The 18,203-nt window shown below is 45.6% G+C and carries 13 protein-coding genes and 1 pseudogene; 10 read left to right on the plus strand and 4 right to left on the minus strand.

Features of this window, described 5'->3' with window-relative positions:
- Window positions 1–128: 128 nt before the first annotated feature.
- Together DPF93_RS04235 and DPF93_RS04240 are read left to right on the plus strand one after the other, a co-directional pair.
- Window positions 129–728: a GNAT family N-acetyltransferase gene (locus tag DPF93_RS04235; RefSeq protein WP_425275281.1), complete on the plus strand. Its 600-nt coding sequence runs from the start codon at window positions 129–131 to the stop codon at window positions 726–728.
- 104 nt (window positions 729–832) lie between these two features.
- Window positions 833–1,258: a GNAT family N-acetyltransferase gene (locus DPF93_RS04240; RefSeq protein ID WP_114764976.1), complete on the plus strand. Its 426-nt coding sequence runs from the start codon at window positions 833–835 to the stop codon at window positions 1,256–1,258.
- A 70-nt stretch (window positions 1,259–1,328) separates the two neighbouring features.
- On the opposite strand, the gene DPF93_RS04245 is transcribed toward DPF93_RS04240, so the two are convergent.
- A complete protein-coding gene (locus tag DPF93_RS04245; protein WP_114764977.1) occupies window positions 1,329–2,930 on the minus strand; it encodes a long-chain fatty acid--CoA ligase in 1,602 nt (533 codons plus the stop codon).
- A 350-nt stretch (window positions 2,931–3,280) separates the two neighbouring features.
- Here DPF93_RS04245 and DPF93_RS21455 point away from each other — a divergent pair.
- Window positions 3,281–3,385, plus strand: a pseudogene (locus tag DPF93_RS21455) (GNAT family N-acetyltransferase); the annotation flags it as partial.
- A gap of 121 nt (window positions 3,386–3,506) precedes the next feature.
- Entirely contained in the window at window positions 3,507–4,298 is a 792-nt protein-coding gene (locus DPF93_RS04255) for a nucleotidyltransferase domain-containing protein (RefSeq protein ID WP_114764978.1), read from the plus strand.
- A gap of 76 nt (window positions 4,299–4,374) precedes the next feature.
- Here DPF93_RS04255 and DPF93_RS04260 read toward each other — a convergent pair whose 3' ends face one another.
- The gene (locus DPF93_RS04260; RefSeq protein WP_114764979.1) at window positions 4,375–7,965 is read right to left on the minus strand and encodes a hypothetical protein; all 3,591 of its coding nucleotides are present in this window, start codon (window positions 7,963–7,965) and stop codon (window positions 4,375–4,377) included.
- Window positions 7,966–8,172: 207 nt separating this feature from the next.
- Here DPF93_RS04260 and ggt point away from each other — a divergent pair, with 207 nt between their 5' ends.
- Window positions 8,173–9,915: a gamma-glutamyltransferase gene (ggt, locus tag DPF93_RS04265; protein WP_114764980.1), complete on the plus strand. Its 1,743-nt coding sequence runs from the start codon at window positions 8,173–8,175 to the stop codon at window positions 9,913–9,915.
- Between the two features lie 171 nt (window positions 9,916–10,086).
- Complete coding sequence (locus tag DPF93_RS04270; RefSeq protein WP_114764981.1) at window positions 10,087–11,325, plus strand: peptidoglycan DD-metalloendopeptidase family protein; 1,239 nt, start codon at window positions 10,087–10,089, stop codon at window positions 11,323–11,325.
- Between the two features lie 99 nt (window positions 11,326–11,424).
- Here the strand turns inward: DPF93_RS04270 and DPF93_RS04275 are convergent, their stop codons facing one another.
- The gene (locus DPF93_RS04275) at window positions 11,425–12,501 is read right to left on the minus strand and encodes a permease (protein ID WP_114764982.1); all 1,077 of its coding nucleotides are present in this window, start codon (window positions 12,499–12,501) and stop codon (window positions 11,425–11,427) included.
- 620 nt (window positions 12,502–13,121) lie between these two features.
- Here DPF93_RS04275 and DPF93_RS04280 point away from each other — a divergent pair.
- The 4 genes from DPF93_RS04280 (at window position 13,122) to DPF93_RS04295 (ending at window position 16,085) form a co-directional block, all read left to right on the plus strand.
- A complete protein-coding gene (locus tag DPF93_RS04280) occupies window positions 13,122–13,850 on the plus strand; it encodes a hypothetical protein (protein WP_123777512.1) in 729 nt (242 codons plus the stop codon).
- A gap of 568 nt (window positions 13,851–14,418) precedes the next feature.
- On the plus strand, window positions 14,419–14,715 hold the full coding sequence (locus tag DPF93_RS04285) for an ArsR/SmtB family transcription factor (RefSeq protein WP_075649163.1): 297 nt from the start codon (window positions 14,419–14,421) through the stop codon (window positions 14,713–14,715).
- The gene (gene sigZ, locus DPF93_RS04290) at window positions 14,699–15,271 is read left to right on the plus strand and encodes an RNA polymerase sigma factor SigZ (protein ID WP_114764984.1); all 573 of its coding nucleotides are present in this window, start codon (window positions 14,699–14,701) and stop codon (window positions 15,269–15,271) included. The genes DPF93_RS04285 and sigZ overlap by 17 nt, the downstream gene beginning before the upstream one ends.
- A gap of 130 nt (window positions 15,272–15,401) precedes the next feature.
- A complete protein-coding gene (locus tag DPF93_RS04295) occupies window positions 15,402–16,085 on the plus strand; it encodes a glutathione S-transferase family protein (protein ID WP_114764985.1) in 684 nt (227 codons plus the stop codon).
- A gap of 64 nt (window positions 16,086–16,149) precedes the next feature.
- Here DPF93_RS04295 and DPF93_RS04300 read toward each other — a convergent pair whose 3' ends face one another.
- Window positions 16,150–18,063, minus strand: coding sequence for a methyl-accepting chemotaxis protein (locus DPF93_RS04300; protein ID WP_114764986.1), 1,914 nt, complete (start codon window positions 18,061–18,063; stop codon window positions 16,150–16,152).
- Window positions 18,064–18,203 lie beyond the last annotated feature (140 nt).

An 18,203-nucleotide genomic window follows, 5' to 3' on the forward strand; every position in this document is an offset into this window, starting at 1 on the left:
ATCGATGGTGTTTTTGGAGCCGCTATCCGACGACAAAACTTGTCGCAAAAATACAATTCGTCACCAAATGGCTTTGTTATTATTCGCACAGATTAAGGCGCAGTGAAGTAAGCGCTAGGAAAGGTAAAATGAATAATCACAATACAATCAATTTGTTAGAGCTGAAACAAGGACACGACGTTGCGTTTGCAACAGGATTAACCATTGCACAAATCAAAGCATCAGATTTGGACGATATCATCGCTATGCTCAATGATGATCTCGTTAACCCGTATCTGTATTTTGCGCCTGCGGACAATAGCCTATATGAAGGATATTTTAACCCTCTGATTGAAAGCACCCAACAAGCCATTGAGGCGGGAGAATGGGCAGAGTCGCCAGTCTTTGTCATACGCGATCTTGCTGGCAAATATATGGGTATGACAGCGGTAATAGCAGTTATGTTTCTCGCGGGCAACTATGAAGTGGGTTATCAACTGCCTTTCCATGCTTGGGGGCAAGGCATTGCAACGCGTGCCTGCCAACTTATGACCGAGATTGGCTTTAACCAATTAGGCGCGCATAAGATTTCAGCCGATTGTTACGCGGCGAATGTGGGGTCTTACAAGACGTTAGAAAAGTGCGGCTTTAAACAAGAAGGTCGTCAGAAAGACTACTACAAAACGCAGCATGGTTTTGATGACAAACTTTTCTACGGTATGACGAAAGCCGAATTTACTAACATTTGATTGGTAAACTATTGCTGTTTTTCGTTTCGCATCACCAAGATTACGGTAAAATTAGGGCTCCTCGCCAACGTGCTAGGAGCCCTTTTTCTACCAAGAGATGAAACATGTCTAAGATTGAATTTGCGACTGGCGCCCTTGATGCGCAAACCCATTTAGAACTCACGACTGGTCTTGAAGCGCATAGCGAAAATTTAGCGGCGCCGACTTACAACAAGCAGCATTTCAATTGGACGGTGAAAGACGAGCAGGGCAAATTAGTTGCTGCGCTTACTGCTGATTTACTTTGGGATTGGCTCTACATCAGCGAGCTATGGGTAGATGAAAGCTGTCGAGGCACAGGCATGGGAAGTCAATTGATGCAGCAAGCAGAGCAGCATGCGATTGAACATGACTTGTCAGGCTTATGGTTGTGGACACAAAGCTGGCAAGCGCCAGTGTTTTACAAGCGTCTTGGTTTTGAAGAGTTCACGACTTTCGATAACTTCCCAGCCGGGCATAGCCGCATTGGCTTAAGAAAGTCGCTCAAGTAGAGATAAAAAAGCCCTGAAATCGTATTCAGGGCTAATTATCGTCAGTGTTATTTAAACGAGATCGAAAAAGTTATAGGTGCACTCTACGCAGCTCTTTTTTATCCACTTTACCGACACTGGTCTTGGCGATGCTCTCAACTAATTTCACTTTAAGCAGCAGCGCTTCACGGGCAAGAATGCCTTTACTGATAAAGTCTTTGGCAAAGCTAACCAACTCTTTTTCGCTAATTTGGCAGCCTTCTTTGAGGGTAACCAGTGCGAGAGGCACTTCGCCCCATTTGGTATGTGGCATACCGATCACCGCCACTTCTGACACTGCTTTGTGTTGGTGAATAATATCTTCTAGTTCCAGTGAGCTAACCCACTCTCCCGAGATCTTAATCATATCTTTCACTCGGTCAGTGATCTTAATAAAGCCTTCGTCATCAATGGTCGCTACATCTCCAGTATGCAGGTAGCCACCGCGCCACAAGGCTTTAGAATTCTTGTTGTCTTTGTAGTAATTTGGCGTCAGCCAAGGCGCTCTTACCACGATCTCACCGCTGGTTTCGCCATCATGGGCGAGTGAATTCATCTCTTCATCGACGATATGCGCTTCAACCATCGCGACCTTTTTACCCGTCTTAGAACGGTACTCAGCTTGTTGGTCGATATCGAGTTCTAGCTGCTCAGGAGAGAGCTGAACAATAGAAAGAATTGGACCTGTTTCACTCATGCCATAACCTGCGAAAACGTCGATATCACGCTCTAGAGCTGCTTTACACAGGGCTTTTGGTAGCGCGGCGCCACCAATCACAACTTTCCAGTGAGAGAAGTCAATCGACTGGGCTTTTGGTGAGCTTAAAAGTAGATGCAAAATCGTCGGCACGCAGTGAGAGAAGGTCACCTTCTCTTGCTCAATCAGCCCCAACAGTACATCCGGCACATACTTACCTGGGTAGACCTGTTTTACGCCTAACATGGTCGCCATGTAGGGTAGACCCCATGCATGTACGTGGAACATTGGCGTGATAGGCATGTAAATATCACCTTGATGCAGCCTGCCTTGAACGGCGTTGGTGCCGAGCGTACTTAATATGCCTAAAGTGTGCAGCACCAGTTGGCGATGGGTGAAGAAAACGCCCTTTGGTAACCCTGTTGTGCCTGTGGTGTAGAAGGTGGTCGCGACAGTATTTTCATCAAACTCAGGAAAATCGAACTCGCAGCTTTCTTGCGCCAGTAACTTTTCGTACTCACATCCTTCGCCATCGCGTAGTACGACATATTGAGTTACGGTATCTATACGTCCTTTGATTTGATCAAGGATAGGAAGGAACTCTTCATGGATCAGCACAATGTCATCTTCTGCATGATCAATGGTATAGAGGATCTGCTCTGGCGACAGGCGCACGTTGATCATATGCAGTTTTGCCCCAATCATAGGGATGGCAAAATAGCATTCTAAATAACGATGTGAGTCATAATCCATCACGGCAACCGTATCGCCTTTTTTCACGCCCATATTGGTAAGCGCGTTGGCAAACTGTTTTACTCGATTGTGGAACGTTTGATAGCTGTGGCGGCGATGGTTGGCGTAAACAATCTCTTGTTCTGGATCAAATGCAACCGGAGAGAAAAGCAGGTTCTTTATCAACAATTGATAGTTGGACGGTTCATTCACGTACTGGTTCATAGCGGCTCTTCGTTATCTTATGGTATTGGCTAATCATCTGGCATAACAAGCTCGCCTAATATTCGTCGAACTTATTACTAGCTTTAGAGTGATATATTCTATTGTTCACAGCAATTATCATAGTTTCCAACTGTTAAGCGGGTAAAGTTTTTTACTTAGCGGGCAACTAGCAAGTCGGAAATTTCTTCTTCCTTTAGGCAAATTATTAGCAGCACGGTTTACGTGTGCCTCACAAAAAACTGGCGGCATCGCTTAGCCACATTGCCAAATAAAACCTGTTGTGAGACAAGGGATTGGCGCCGCGATTAAAGGGAGAAAATATGATTGTAAGGAAAGCGACAAAACAAGATGCCAGCCCTCACAACACAAGAGCACATGCTTTTTACACCAGAATGGGCGCCCAAATAGAGCGTATGGAAGGTGCACGCCCCTTTTTCCGCTGGGAGATGAAGTGATAGTGAGTGGCGTATGATTTTAATTGACAAATTCTACACCAATAAAGGACTCTATAATGCTGCGTTAATTTTACCGCACTAGCTGTTGCAGCAGCTTTAACTGTTAAAGATAAGGTAAAATATGAAGTTTCCTAAGTCACTTCCAACTTCTCACCAAACACTACTTGAGCAACTTGTTCAGGTGCTTTCTCAAGATAGCCGAATTTGCGGTATTGGTTGTAGCGGCTCATACGCCTCCGACTCGATGGATCAATACAGCGACTTAGATTTAGTTATCGCCATTGAGCCAGAACACTATCCAGAAGTGATGGCACAACGCTTTGAGATTTTAACTCAGTTTGAGCAATTGCTGGCCGCGTTTACTGGCGAGCATGTCGGTGAACCACGACTGATTGTCTCGGTGTTTGATTGCGCTGAAGTGCTGCATGTTGATTTCAAATTTGTTGCTTTGCCTGATGCGGCGCAGCGAGTCGATGATACGCAAGTGTTGTGGCAAAAAGGCACACTATTAAGTGATGTATTTGCAACCGCTAAGCCGCAGTATCCGCAGCCAAATCCACAATGGATTGAAGATAGGTTCTGGGTATGGATGCACTATGCAGCGACCAAAATTGCGCGAGGCGAGTATTTTGAGACGCTTGAATTTCTCTCGTTCTTACGTCAAAACGTTTTGTCTCCTTTAGCTCTTAAGCAAGCAGGTTTAACTCCATCGGGTGTACGAACGATCGAGAAAAGACTGCCAGAATTTAGTGCAAAATTGCTAAAAACAGTCGCGATGCCAGAGAAAGCATCACTCACCTCTGCATTAGAGCAGTGCGTTGCGATTTACCTAGAGTTACGTGCAAACGAAGAGATTCAAGTAAACGACAGAGCCAAAGATGCGTGTGTTGGTTACTTGCGTGACTTGGTGTAATCGACGAAATGCAATTAAAAACCCCCTTGGCATAACCTAGGGGGTTTTAATATATCGCAAGTCTAGCGTTGAGGACTTAGGCTAACAGTACACACTTAGCTAATGCTTCTTTGACTACGCGTGAACGATCTTTGGTCAGCGGTTCCATCAACTGCGTTGCATCATCCGCTTGGCTTAAGATTTCTGGTAGTTGTGCGCGTCTGCCCGCGTGCAGGTAGTTTAGCGTGCGCTCAAAATCACCATATTGCCCACGAGCATGGACTTGAATAAACTCGCCACAGGCTTCAAATTCAGCATGCTTGATGCAGAACAAAGTCATGTGCGCAGCATCGATCTCCAATTGCAGCATCCAGTTAAGTAAAAACAGCATGCCTTGTTCCGAGACGTCTTCTTCACGCTCTTGCTCCAAATAGCTATCGAAATCAATTTCACCTTCGGCAAGTTGATGGATTAGCCAAGCTTTCTCGTGTTGTCGCTCGATGAATTTAAAGCCGCGATAATCATGGTTAAATAGCAGTTTAGCCAGCTTGTCACGCTGAGGCTTCTCTAGCATCCACAATAGCTGTCCTAGGCTGTAAAGGCGGTATTCATCCAAGCTTGGACGCAAGTGTTCCGATTCGATTTGCGCGCGATAAAGGGCGGAAATGGTTGGATAATCAATATTCCCAGCTAGGTAGGCTAAGGTTTGCTCAAGTAGATGCTCGATACGTTGCGGCGTTTGCTGCAGTTCATCAATGCGTGTTAGTACCGCTTGATGGTCAACGGTTTCATCAAGGATAACCAGCATGCCATTTGGCAGCCCGTTTTGATAAACCTCTAGTGGCACTTCTTTATCAGCCATCAGCACAACATATTTATCGCCTTGTTTTTGCACCACGGTGCTCGCGAGCCAGCTCATGCCATCCATATGGCAATGTTTATCATGCACGGTGTGCTCATTTACGATTACTTGTTTGCGCAGCTTAGCGGGTACTTTATCTCCTTCACCCACATACAGGCAACTCGTGCCTAGCTTGTGACCGAGGGCAAACTCCCACGAAGTTGTGTTGCGCTGAATTACCAATCGTAATGCTCGCTCAAAGTCATGCTCAATGTCTAATGTGATGTCTGGGTATTTCAGCGATGCGTGATGTAAGAAAGCCACACGGGTGCTTTCATTAATAAACTTCAAACCTTCATGCAGCGCCTCGGCTTTTTTACGATCTAGACTGCCAAACATACTGGTTGAGGTATTGGTGATCTCGCTGTAGCGATCTAGCCAGTGGGAGTACTTTTCAATATCGCGAGTACCGCTCACTCGGCTCATCTCATAGGCTTTGAGAATGCCGGAATCGATGCCCGCTTTTTCAAGTTGCTCGTGAATCTCAATATCATCCAACACGTTGTTGAATTCGATACCCCATGGACCATCAGAGTAGGCGCGCAATACGTTGCGTGCAACGCGAACTGGCGCTAGCGCTTTGATAAATTGCCATAGGCGATCCGCTTGTGCTCGCTGTGGCAGAGGCAGTTGTCTTAGCCAAAAGGCAATCAAGGTGAAGCGTTGGAAGTCTTCATCATGATCGTGTAAGAACTCATAGCCTGGTTGCTGTTCGCTGAATTTACTGAGGTAGAGATTGCCTCGGCAGCAATCATCACGATGCAGTTGCGGCTCTAACAGTGCCAGTAAGCTGGCTTGATCTTCGCTTGGATTTTCCGCGCAAAAGTAGTCGCGTACACGGGCAATATCTTGCTCAGTGAGTCCTTTATGCTCAGGGCAGTGATAGTTCCCTTTGATAAAGGCTTCTTCTAGAATCTTATCGACCGCTTGTTGCCAAATATTCTGTTGATTTAAGTAGTTGAACAGCGCTTCGGTAACATCATCGCCAATGCGTTGAGTAAAATCCGCATGCAGTTGATAACAGGCAAGCGCAATAAAGCCCATATGTGCTCGCGGGTAATAGTCGGGATGACATAACTCACGAGAACTTCGCAGCACACTGTCGACCAACTGAAAATTCTTTTTATATAGAATTTCATCGTTATCGGTGAAGGAGTAGAAGATGGATTGCATTTCACGTGTTAGCGCGCCATCTTGCTCATCGCCATCCTCGGTTTTTGGTTCTGGCAGTTGGCTGTAGCGACGGTAGTAATCTTGGCGAGAAATAAGCGGCTCGTCGTCATCAGTGAGTGACTCCATCATATACTCACTAAACTCGCGTTTGCCTAGTACGCGGTAGAAAACATCAATGACGCGCAAATACTGTGCGTATCGTGCTTTGAGAAGCGAGACTTCGCTGTCAGGGGTGATGGTGAGAGTGGTGATCAAGCCATTGGCGAGCTCAATCGTGGTCTCTTCACCAAAATGATCAGTTAACAAATCCCCGCGCACAAGCTCAAGAATACTTTCGATCTCTTCAGCGATGCCTTGGTTGTTGTATTCCCATTTACAAACATGATCATCGATATGATCCGCCATCTCAGGTGCATGTTGATGAGCAAGAGGTAAAAGTTCGATCTCTTGCAAAGATTCTAGCGCTTCTAGCTCAGAGCCATCTTCGATGTAGCACCATAAACGCTCACCTTGTGGCAGTGCAAGGATCAAAGGTTTAAGTACTTCACTGCCATAGTTAAGATCAAAGCGGCGGTCGTCACGTTCGAGATAGGCTCGGTATTTGGCGCGTTTTTCCAATGCACGTTCAGCAGGCTTAACGAGGTCTCCAGAAACATGGCTTTCGATATAGCATTGCAGATCGTAGGCTTCATCTTCGAGGGTACTTGCCATAAATGGCTGCTGCATAAAGGCGTCGTCTTCTTGCTCATCATGGTTATGGCTACGGGCAAACAGAGTTTGATAGAGCCAGATAACCGGTTTGTAGCCGCTTAAATCGGCTTCGTCATCGTCGCTCTCGTCATAACTTACCAGCAGCACTGGCTCAGCTTTAAAGCGCGCCACCATCAACTGTTTGAAACTGGCGTATTGGCATGGATTCTGTTGCAAGTATTCGCCGAGTGGCTGAAACGTGGTGTCGTTGCTGTATGGATCATCCATAAACATCGCCAAGCGGAAACTTGGGTTATCACACCAAATAAAGGCTTTGATCACCTCTGGGTGCCAGCCATGTTCATTCAAAAACGCGGCGAGGTATTCTTCGTATTGCGTCGCGTGTTCATCGTCCCAGTAAGGCACAAAGAACTGACCGACTAAGTAGGCGTATTGTAGATCGGTTTTTGCCAGCATATACACCGCTTCAATGCCAAATACGCGCATGTCGTCGATCCACATATCGTCGGTATCATTAACGCGGCGCGTGTAAGCAACAATCGCTTTGGCAGTTTCGACTACGGTTGCTTTTAGCTCTGGGTACTGTAGGGCAGCGGCAAACAAAATCACTTCTGAGATATAGACTTCTCGCTGATCGGTAATTTCGTGGGCGTAATAATGGCTGCCACCTTCTTGCCCCATATTCAGGGCGGATTTAAGTAGCTCAAGGTTGTCGCCTGCATCGCTTGGCTGCAAGCGGCGCACACCTTGCGCGTCTTGCTGTTTGAACTCCACATCAAAGTGATGTTGGTTAAAAGCCTCACCACTTTTTAATAGCGCTTGATACTGAATGAGTGCAGATTCAATTTGTTCAGGCTGGTGGATATCGAGGGTGATGATTTGGGTTTTATCAAACTGGTTCATGGACCGATACTGCATGATGAAATAACTGCAAATACAGTAATTTAAAATGTTAACGCCGAAAACACGCTTGTAGCAGAAAGCAGAGCTAACGCAGTTAACGGCAGAAAAAACTGCCTTAAGATCCCCATTTTGGTCGAGAAATCAGCAGAGTATTACTGCCATTGCTAAAGTGTTTACAAGGTATCCGCGCTCACAAGGAAGAGGACCATGGGTAAAAAACCGTTGCTGATATTAAGTTTGGCACTGTTGTCGAACCTAACATTTGCCGCTGATGTTGCTGACAGTGTCGCGCCTGAACTCACCAGCCAGATCAATGCAAAACAAAGTGTAACTGCCAAAGAATTTGTGGTTGCTGCGGCGCATCCGTTGGCGGTGGAGGCGGGTTATCAAGTGTTGAAAAGCGGTGGCAGTGCCGCGGATGCTTTAGTTACAGTGCAGACCGTATTAGGCTTGGTTGAGCCGCAATCTTCAGGTTTAGGTGGCGGCGCATTTCTGGTTTACTACAACGCTGAGAGGCAGCAACTCACCACCTATGACGGTCGAGAAACCGCACCACTAGCAGCAAGACCGGAGCTGTTTCAGGATGAAAACGGCGAGCCACTTAAGTTCTTTGATGCGGTTGTCGGTGGGCGCTCTGTCGGTACGCCAGGTACGGTAAAGCTGCTTGCTGATATTCACCGCCAATATGGCGAGCAGCAATGGGCAAGTTTGCTTAAGCCCGCGATTGATCTTGCAAGAGATGGATTTGAGGTCTCGGAGCGTTTGGCAAGCTCTATTGCACGTGATAACGAGCGATTAAGCCGCTATCCAGATACCAAGCGCTACTTCTTTACTGAATCCGGACAGCCTTTGCAGCAAGGTAGCCTGTTGAAAAATGCCGAGTATGCTCAGACGCTAGAATTACTGGCGAAAGAGGGCGAGCAAGCTTTCTACCGTGGCAAGATCGCGCAAGATATTGTCAGCAAAGTTCAAGGCATCACGGATAACCCCGGTTCGCTGGCTGTTGAGGATTTTGCTACTTACAAAGTTATCGAGCGAGAGCCAGTTTGTGCGCCCTATCGTCAGTATCAGGTATGTGGCATGGGACCACCAAGCTCTGGCGCATTAACTGTCGGGCAGATCCTTGGCATCACCGCGCACTTTGATCTGAGTAAAATGGGCGCTGATGATCCGCAATCATGGCAGATCATTGGTGATGCCTCACGTTTAGCTTTTGCTGATCGTGGGCGTTATATCGCCGATACGGATTTTGTCCCAATGCCACATGGCTTGCTTGATCCTGACTACTTGGCTGAGCGGGCAGACTTGATTAAACAGGGTAAAGCTCTTGAGCAAGTAGAGCCAGGCAATCCACCTTGGAGTCAGCGAATTGCGCAAGCTGATGACCAATCAATTGAGCTGCCAAGTACCACCCACATTGTGATTGTTGATAAGCAGGGCAACATCATCTCCATGACCAGTACGATTGAAAATGGCTTCGGTTCACGGGTGATGAGTAACGGTTTCCTGCTTAATAATGAACTGACCGATTTCTCGTTTGCTTCACACAAAAATGGTTACCCAATCGCCAATCGCGTTGAACCGGGCAAGCGCCCACGTTCTTCAATGGCACCGACTATTGTGATGAAAGAGGGCAAACCCTATATGGCACTAGGCTCGCCGGGCGGCTCTCGTATCATCGGGTATATGGCACAAACGCTTATCGCCCACTTTGAATGGGGCATGGACATCCAACAGGCGATCAATATGCCGCGTATGCTCAACCGTTTTGGCAGCTACGATTTAGAGCAAGGTACTGACGCAGAAAAGCTTAAACCGGCACTTGAGGCGATGGGCTACAAGGTCGATATTCGTGATTTGAATTCCGGTCTGCAAGGTGTGGTGTTTACCGAAGGTCAGATGATAGGCGGCGCTGATCCAAGGCGAGAAGGTATCGTGTTGGGTGATTGATTACGTTGATCTGAAAGCTCTGCTTGGGGCATCAAGATCGGAATGGTTTGGATAAATAGATGAGGGAGCAGTGAGTCTTCCTCATTGTCTGAGTTACAAGTTAACATTTGTCTGATTTGGTGATTAATTGTTATGTTATAACATAACTAAAATTCATCAATGCTTTTACCCATGAACAAAATCAGACTGACATTAGTAGCATTTGCGCTTAGTGCATTTGCAGTTGCAGCGCTTATTTCCGAGCAGCCGATTGAGCCAGAGCCCGCAGCACCAATTAAAGTCACCGCTTATCAACCTGCCACTAAAGCTGCGAATAGCTCCGCACCGGATCAGCCGATACGGGTTCACTACTTTGTAAAAGTGGGCGATACCCTCAGTGGTATTTTTTCCGACTGGAATCTTCCCTATACAGATTTGCAGCAGATACTCTCAGCAGACCATGCGACCTTGCAACTTGATACTATTAAGCCGGGTGACTATTTAGAATTTTCACTCGATAAACAGACAAGGCAACTCAATAGCCTGACTTACCATATTAGTCTGGTAGAGAAAGCCATTTATAGTCGAGAGCAAAATGGGGAGTTTGGTTACCAATTTACTGAGTCCCCCTCGACGTGGCGTGAGAACCTCTATTCGGGAAGTGTTGATGGCAGCTTTTCCTTATCTGCACATAAACTTGGGCTTTCTTCTAAGCAGATCGCGAACATAACTCGAGTATTGAAAGATAAGCTCAATTTCTCTCGCGCATTAAGGGCAGGGGATCGCTTTGATGTATTAGTTAAAGAGCAATATCTTGGCGAACATGCGACTGGTAATAGTGAGATTCAAGCTATTTCATTTAAGCTAGCGCGCGGAGAAGTCGCGGCGTTTCTTGCAGAGGACGGGCGGTTTTATGATCGCGAAGGTAATAGTTTGGAGCGTGCGTTTAACCGTTATCCAATCGACAGGCAGTATCGCCGCATTACCTCACCATTTAATCCCAAGCGTAAACACCCCGTCACAGGAAGAGTGACGCCACATAATGGTACAGATTTCGCCACCCCAGTTGGCGCTCCGATATATTCAATCGGTGATGGCAAAGTGATCGGGGTGAGAAATCATCCTTATGCGGGCAAATATTTGGTGATTGAGCACAACAGTGTTTATAAAACGCGTTATCTGCATTTGGATAAATTTCTGGTTAAGAAAGGGCAATATGTTCAACGCGGTCAAAAAATTGCGCTGTCTGGGGCGACCGGTCGCTTGACTGGACCACATCTGCATTTTGAAGTGCTAGTACGCAATCGCGCTGTTGATCCAATGAAGGCGGATCTGCCGCTTGCTTCATCAGTGTCTGACGCTGATAAGCCTGCTTTTATCGCTAGGGTTAAAGCCTTTGATCAACGGTTGCTTGAGAATAGCGCAGGTTAGATATAGATAGAAAAACAGCAACTCATTGAGTTGCTGTTTTGTCTTAAGTGATTTGAAATTTGAAAGACTAGTGGATTAACTGGTTTAGTCGAAAATCATTTAGCCGAAGATCACTGTGTACAAGAAGCCTGCGCCAATCGCCATACTTAGAATAACCACTAGGAATGCCGCAATCATTTGGTTCTTGAAGATAGACTTAAGCAAGATAACTTCTGTCAAACTTGCACCCGCACTACCGATAATCAACGCCATTACTGAACCCAACGCCATGCCTTTTTGTACCAATGCTGCACTTAGTGGGATGACCGCTTCAGCACGAATGTACAAAGGAATACCAATTACAGCCGCTACAGGAATCGCATACCATTTACCTGCACCAGCGTATTCCGCGATTAGGTCAGTTGGAATAAAGCCGTAGATAAATGAGCCAATCGCAATACCTAACATTAGGTAAGGCAGTACTTGTTTAAAGTCTTTCCAAGTTGAAAGCCAAATACGCATCCAACGGCTTGGTTGTTTGGTTTCAACCATAGTTGCAGTCGCGCTACCGTCAGTTGAGCAACAAGATACTTTCACTTCAGGCTCTGGTTTTGAACTTGTGCAGCAGCTAGTTGGAGCTGGTACAGGCTCAGGTTTAGTGCAGCAAGACGTTGCCGCTTCTACTACTGGTTTGCTATCGCCACAGCTTGATTTGCTAGAGCAGCTTGATGCATTCGCAGATTCGTAAGCTTCAGGTTTTACGTAACGCTCAAAGCCCAGTTTTTCCAACACATAACCCGCCACAACCGATACTGTCATTGCGATAGCAAAGTAGAACAACGCCACTTGCCAGCCAAATGTCACTACGAATAGACCAATAATTACTGGGTTAAGTAGTGGGCTTGCGAATAGAAACACCATCATCGGACCAAAACCAGCACGCGCACGTAGCAAGCCTTTTAGGAAAGGGATGGTTGAGCACGAGCAGAACGGTGTAATAGAACCTAATAGTGCCGCGATAAAGTAGCCTTTACCGTTACGCGAACTTAGGATCGATTGGATCTTTTCTGGGGTTAGAAATTCTTGCAACACACCTACGATGTAGCTGATTGCTAGGAATAGAATAATCAATTCCACCGCTAAAAACGCGAACATGTCTAGGGCGTCGCGTGCCATTGTCATCAATTCATTACTCATAGGAGCCTCAAATTCTGTTTAATTTCGAAGTTTCTCGAATTATAGAAATATCTCGCTAATGATCAAGTGTTATTTCGATAAAAATCGAAATAAATTTATTAGGGATAGCTAATGAATGTGTCTTTTTTAGGGGGATTGTTTTTAGAATCAGTAGGATACTGGCTTTTGTTTTTTGTTGATTCGGTGACTTAGTGAGTGGGTATGTCCCGCTTAGTAGTCTGTTGGTTTCTTTCGCTCTGCGATAAGCGGTCCAGTTACTCTTTGTCTTACCAAAGAGTAACCAGAAAGGCGCTTTAGTCTGCTGGTGTGGTCCGGTCGGTTTTAGGCGTTCCCGACGCCGAAAACCTAAAAATGCTGTCCTGCATTTTTACCTAGGATGATGCATATCTTTGGCTGAGTAGAGAATTTTTTTGTAAGTAAATAGGCGATCAGCATCCAAGTATGGTTGTAACTTAGATTTGTCCCTAAATGTGTTAGTCCTTTTACTCATCATTATCTTGTTAACCTGAGTTTTCTTTAATCAAATTTATCCGATTTAACTTACAAATTAACATTCCCATTACTTGAAGATATCTTGCAGCCAAGTTTACCTTCATGTGGCATAACTTATTGATTATCAGTTGAGTGAATATGAAAAAGACTGCATTATCGAAGGGTTAAAGACGACAATATGTCGTCAAATTAGAGTTAGCTTTTTAGGGGAACTGATGAGTGTAGAAAACTGGTTGATAGGCATTGTATGTGCAGTGATTGGTGGCTTAGTCGGTCATATCCAAACTTCTAGGTTTTATAACCAAAGAGTAGAAACTCTCGAGCATGCGATGAATGATGAGTTCGAGTTTCTACGTGTAGAAATGGAACGTTGGTTCCCTAAACTGCTACTCGAACATCAAAGACCTATTCAGGATGTCTATTCAGTTATTCCGGCCATTGACTTGTCTCTGGTTGAAAACATCGTTATCGAATTAGCTTCGAGTAAGCGTAGAGTTACGAGAGAGCAAAGGAAATTTATAATCAGGTTAAAGTTTCTTTTGGCCCATGCAGTAGAAATTGACTCGCAACGAGGGGTATTAATTAAAAAGTTATTTGAGACAGAAAACCTAATTGATGTTGGTGAGAAACGAGAAATAGGTAATCGAATATCTTTCCTAACTGCTCAATTACTAATTGATGTCGCTGAAACTATCTTTTATTTAATTAAATTGTTTGAAGAACAGCGCAACTTCGAAATCAGTGAACACCATAGTTATAAAGACTACATTGAGGTTGCTTGTAAACAATCAAATGTGGATGTTCAGCCTGCTGTTTGGCGCATGGTTTATGTGCAAATAGGGATCGAGGAAACATAAGCATACAAGCGTTTAATGCTTCAAGATACTTTTATAATCCCAGTAAAGTACGTTAGGTTTCTTACTCTAACGTGCTTTGTCCAAAAATGATTTACTCCAATACAACCACAACAATAAGCAAAAATGCAGGATAGCATTTTTAGGTTTTCGGCGTCGGGAACGCCTAAAACCGGCTGGACAACGTGCGCATTGCAAAAGCGCCTTTCTGGTTACTCTTTGGTAAGACAAAGAGTAACTGGACCGCTGACGCTGAGCGAAAGTGATCGATAGACTTTTAAGCGGTACATAACCTCTAGACCAACTAACCCACTAGACCGATCAAAACCAAGATTTCCGCCTGCGCGGAAATGACAATGTTTGAGTTTAGTGTTCAAAATCGTAACGCGGCTCTCCTGTTGCGGTAAGACAAAGAGTAACTGGACCGCTTACAGTAAACTCAAAGAAACCCTCACCGCTTGAAGCGGGACAAACAATACCACCTACCCACGACAAACAACCCCACGCTTTAAGATTGCATTTAAACGACATTTCGACTATTGTGGAAATATATCAAAAGTCGGAGAACACAATGGAACTAGAATGCGTTGCTAAAGCCCTTAAAGAGCTTGGGCATCCGACTCGCCTGTCGATCTACAAAAGCGTCGTTAAAGCGGGTCATCAAGGTATTGCAGTAGGTGGCTTACAAGAGCAGTTGGATATCCCAGGTTCAACGCTATCACACCATATTGCGAGCTTGGCATCTGCTGGTTTGATTAGTCAACGCCGTGAAGGTCGCACCCTATTCTGTGTCGCTGAATATCAGTGTTTGGAAGGTGTGATTGGCTTTCTGCAAGCTGAGTGTTGTGCAGATGAAAAGTGTCAGTAATTCACTGAACCTTGATGAGGTTTGGCGTCAGTATCAACATTCACTCAAGGCGTTTTTGCACAGCAAAGTCGCCAATGAGGCAGATGTTGAGGACTTGCAACAAGAGATCTTGATAAAAACCTATCAAAGCTTGGCGGATGTACAAAACGAATCCAGTGTGAAGTCTTGGTTATTCCAGTTGGCGCAGCGAACCATCATCGATTTTTATCGCAAGCGTGCTCGTACTCTGCGTGATAGTGATCTGCAAGCGGATGATTTGTGGTTTGAACAAGCTCCAGAAAGTGTTGAGCAAGAGCTGGCAAATTGCATTGCGCCATTTATTCAAGCATTGCCTGAGTCGAGTGCGGAACTTCTCGGTAGCGTTGAACTAGAGGGCGTGAGTCAAAAAGAGCTTGCCGAGCAGCAAGGTGTTAGCTATTCCACCTTGAAATCTCGCGTGCAAAAGAGCCGCACAGAGCTTAAGAAGCTGTTTGAAGAGTGCTGTGATCTTGAGTTAGACAAACACGGTAACGTGGTCGATTACCATCAAAAAGTCAAAGGTTGCTCGCGTTGCTAATTTTTCCTCGGACCAGGAAAAAGTTTCCATTTTTATCGAAATAATTTCGTCTTTCAGTTTTAGCCGTCGTCTTAGGGATGTAAGCGAAACCAAATGACTCGGTTTCGCCCCCTAAATAGAGAGATGAAAGATGATCAAAATCGTTAGCTTTAAAATCTGCCCGTTTGTTCAACGTGTCACTGCTGCGCTAGAGGCAAAGCAGATCCCTTATGAGATTGAGTTTATTAGCCTAAGTGATAAACCGCAGTGGTTTTTAGACATTTCACCGAATGGGCAGGTGCCACTACTTGTAACTGAGACGGGCACGGCTCTATTTGAATCAGATGCGATTATCGAGTATATCGAAGATGAGTATGGTCCACTAGAACAAGGCATTAGCAACGAACAACGCGCGTTAGATAGAGCGTGGAGCTACTTGGGTGCTAAGCACTACTTGGCTCAATGTAGCACTATGCGCAGTAGCGATCAGGCGCTGTTTAGCGAGCGATTAACCAATCTGCAAAAAGCGTTTGCGAAAGTTGAGCAACAGCTAGGCGAGGGCGCGTATTTTAAAGGTGAGCAACTAAGTAACGTTGATATTGCTTGGTTACCGCTGCTGCACCGCGCGGATATCATTAAGCAACATAGCTGCGTTGATATGTTGCAAGGTTTTCCTAAGGTACAAGCTTGGCAGCAAGCATTGCTTGAAACGGGTTTGATGGCGCGCTCGGTACCAGAAGATTTTGAGCAAGTGTTTGCTAACTTTTACCTATCAGAGCAAACCCATTTAGGGATGGAGAAAGCGCAGTGCAAAGCTGGGTCAAACTGCTGCTAACGTGTTGCTAGAGAATGAAAAAGCCCCGTAAAATTTGCGGGGCTTTGTTGTTTAAGAAGCTGGGTTACAGCTTAAAGCTACCCACCATGCTGTCTAGGCGTTGTGATAGATCTTTTAGTTCTGCACTGGCTAGCGCTAATTCTTCAGCGGTGCTGGTGGTCGCAGAGTTAATCGCATTGATCTCTTCGATGTTGTTGTTAATGGTGTAAACCACAGTCGATTGCTCTTCTGTTGCCGTTGCCACTTGCGTATTGCGATCAGAAATATCGTGGATACGTTCTGAAATACTGCGCAATACATCAACCGCTTCGTCAGATGAAGCCACACCTTCATGGGTTACCGCTTTACCTGCTTCCATCGCCATTACAGCATCTTTGGCATCGCTTTGTAGCTGGTTAATCATTTTTTGGATTTCATCGGTTGATGAGGCGGTGCGGCTGGCTAGGTTACGCACTTCATCAGCCACCACTGCAAATCCTCGACCTTGTTCACCTGCACGTGCCGCTTCAATCGCTGCATTCAAAGCGAGTAGGTTCGTTTGGTCGGAAATATCGCGAATCACATCCAAAATTGAGCCAATTTCTTGCGTGGTAGACGCCAGTTGCTCAATCACTTGACCTGTGTTGTCGATATCCAATGCTAAGCGGCTGATGGCGTCTTTGGCTGTGCCGACAACACTTTGTCCCATTTCAGTGTTATCAGATGCCAGAGATGCAGTTTCTGCAGCTGTCGCAGCGTTAGACGCGATTTCGCTGATGGTTGCGCCCATTTGGTTGATGGCAGTTACGAGCTGAATGGTTTGGTCATGCTGCATTTGGCTGTTGTTATGCGTTGAATTAGCGCGATCAGAGACGCTATCAGCGGCAGCTTGCAGCGCATGGCTAGTAAAGGCAACTTCCTTCATTGAGTCATGGATCTTTTCAATAAAGCCGTTAAAGCCCTGTGAGAGCTGACCAATTTCATCGTGAGATTTCACGTTGATGCGTTGTGACAAATCGCCATCACCTTTGCCAAGGTCGCTAAAGCGCTGGGCGATTTCGCGAATTGGACGCGTGATGCTATTGGCAAGAAGCAAGCCCATAAAGATAAAGATGGCGGCGATCACTGCCGTTGTCACCATCATCTCGGTGGCAACATTTGCGAGATCTGCAAACACTTCTTCAACCGGTACCACGCCGACAACATACCAATCCATTGATGGCACGTAGGTGCTCGAAACAAAGACGCGCTGTCCTTGGTAATTGGCTTCGATTAAATTGAAGTGGTTTTTGTTGAGTAGGCTTGCAGTCTCTGCGCCATACAGGCGAGAAAGTGAAGAGTTTGCCATTGAGCGATCGCGATGAATTTTTACCGCGCCTTGTGCGTCGGTAAGAAAAACAAAGCCAGTTTGTTCAATTTTAAAGTTATTCAGTAACGAAACCATGTCATCCATCGATTTAGATAGACCTGACATCGTCAAACCATGCACTAACTGGAAGTTGGCAAACATTTTCACTTCACCCGTTGGTTCTTGGAAAATGCTTACTGAGGTTGCTTTACCCGATTGGGTAAAATCAAAAAACCAGCCATCTTGTTGCTGATTTAGCTGGCGTAGGAAGCCATTTTGGTTCCAGTAATTCGCGGTTTGGCGGTTCGCAACCGAAGCGTCATTAAGTTGGTATTGCTGGCGGAGGTTGTTGAGCTCTTTAACCAACATTGCTTGCGTACTGGCATCAATCTCAGTGCCATCAACCGCGTGTTTAACAAATTCATTATTGGTGAGTTGCTCGGCTGCCAGCAGCATTTCATTCACTTCACGATCGATCTGACTGCTGATGTCATCCAACAGAGCTGGAAGCTCGATATCGATCAGGTGATGTTCTATCACACTGCGAGATTGATTGTAAGCAAGGACGCCCATGATGATGGTTGATGCGAGCACGGCAAACGTGATCCCAGCAACGACTTTCTGTTTGATGCTAATTGAATTCAATTTCATTGGTTCATCTACCCTTTATAGCATTGCGTTTTGGTTCTGGTTCGGTTCGCCTGCTTACCCTAATAGGCGATGTCATCCATTCGTAGATAGTTCCAACACGTACAAGGTAGCGGCTGAGAGTTTCATTTCTTTACAAAAAA

This window comes from Vibrio rhodolitus (assembly GCF_003350325.1).
Classification (GTDB): Bacteria; Pseudomonadota; Gammaproteobacteria; order Enterobacterales; family Vibrionaceae; genus Vibrio; species Vibrio rhodolitus.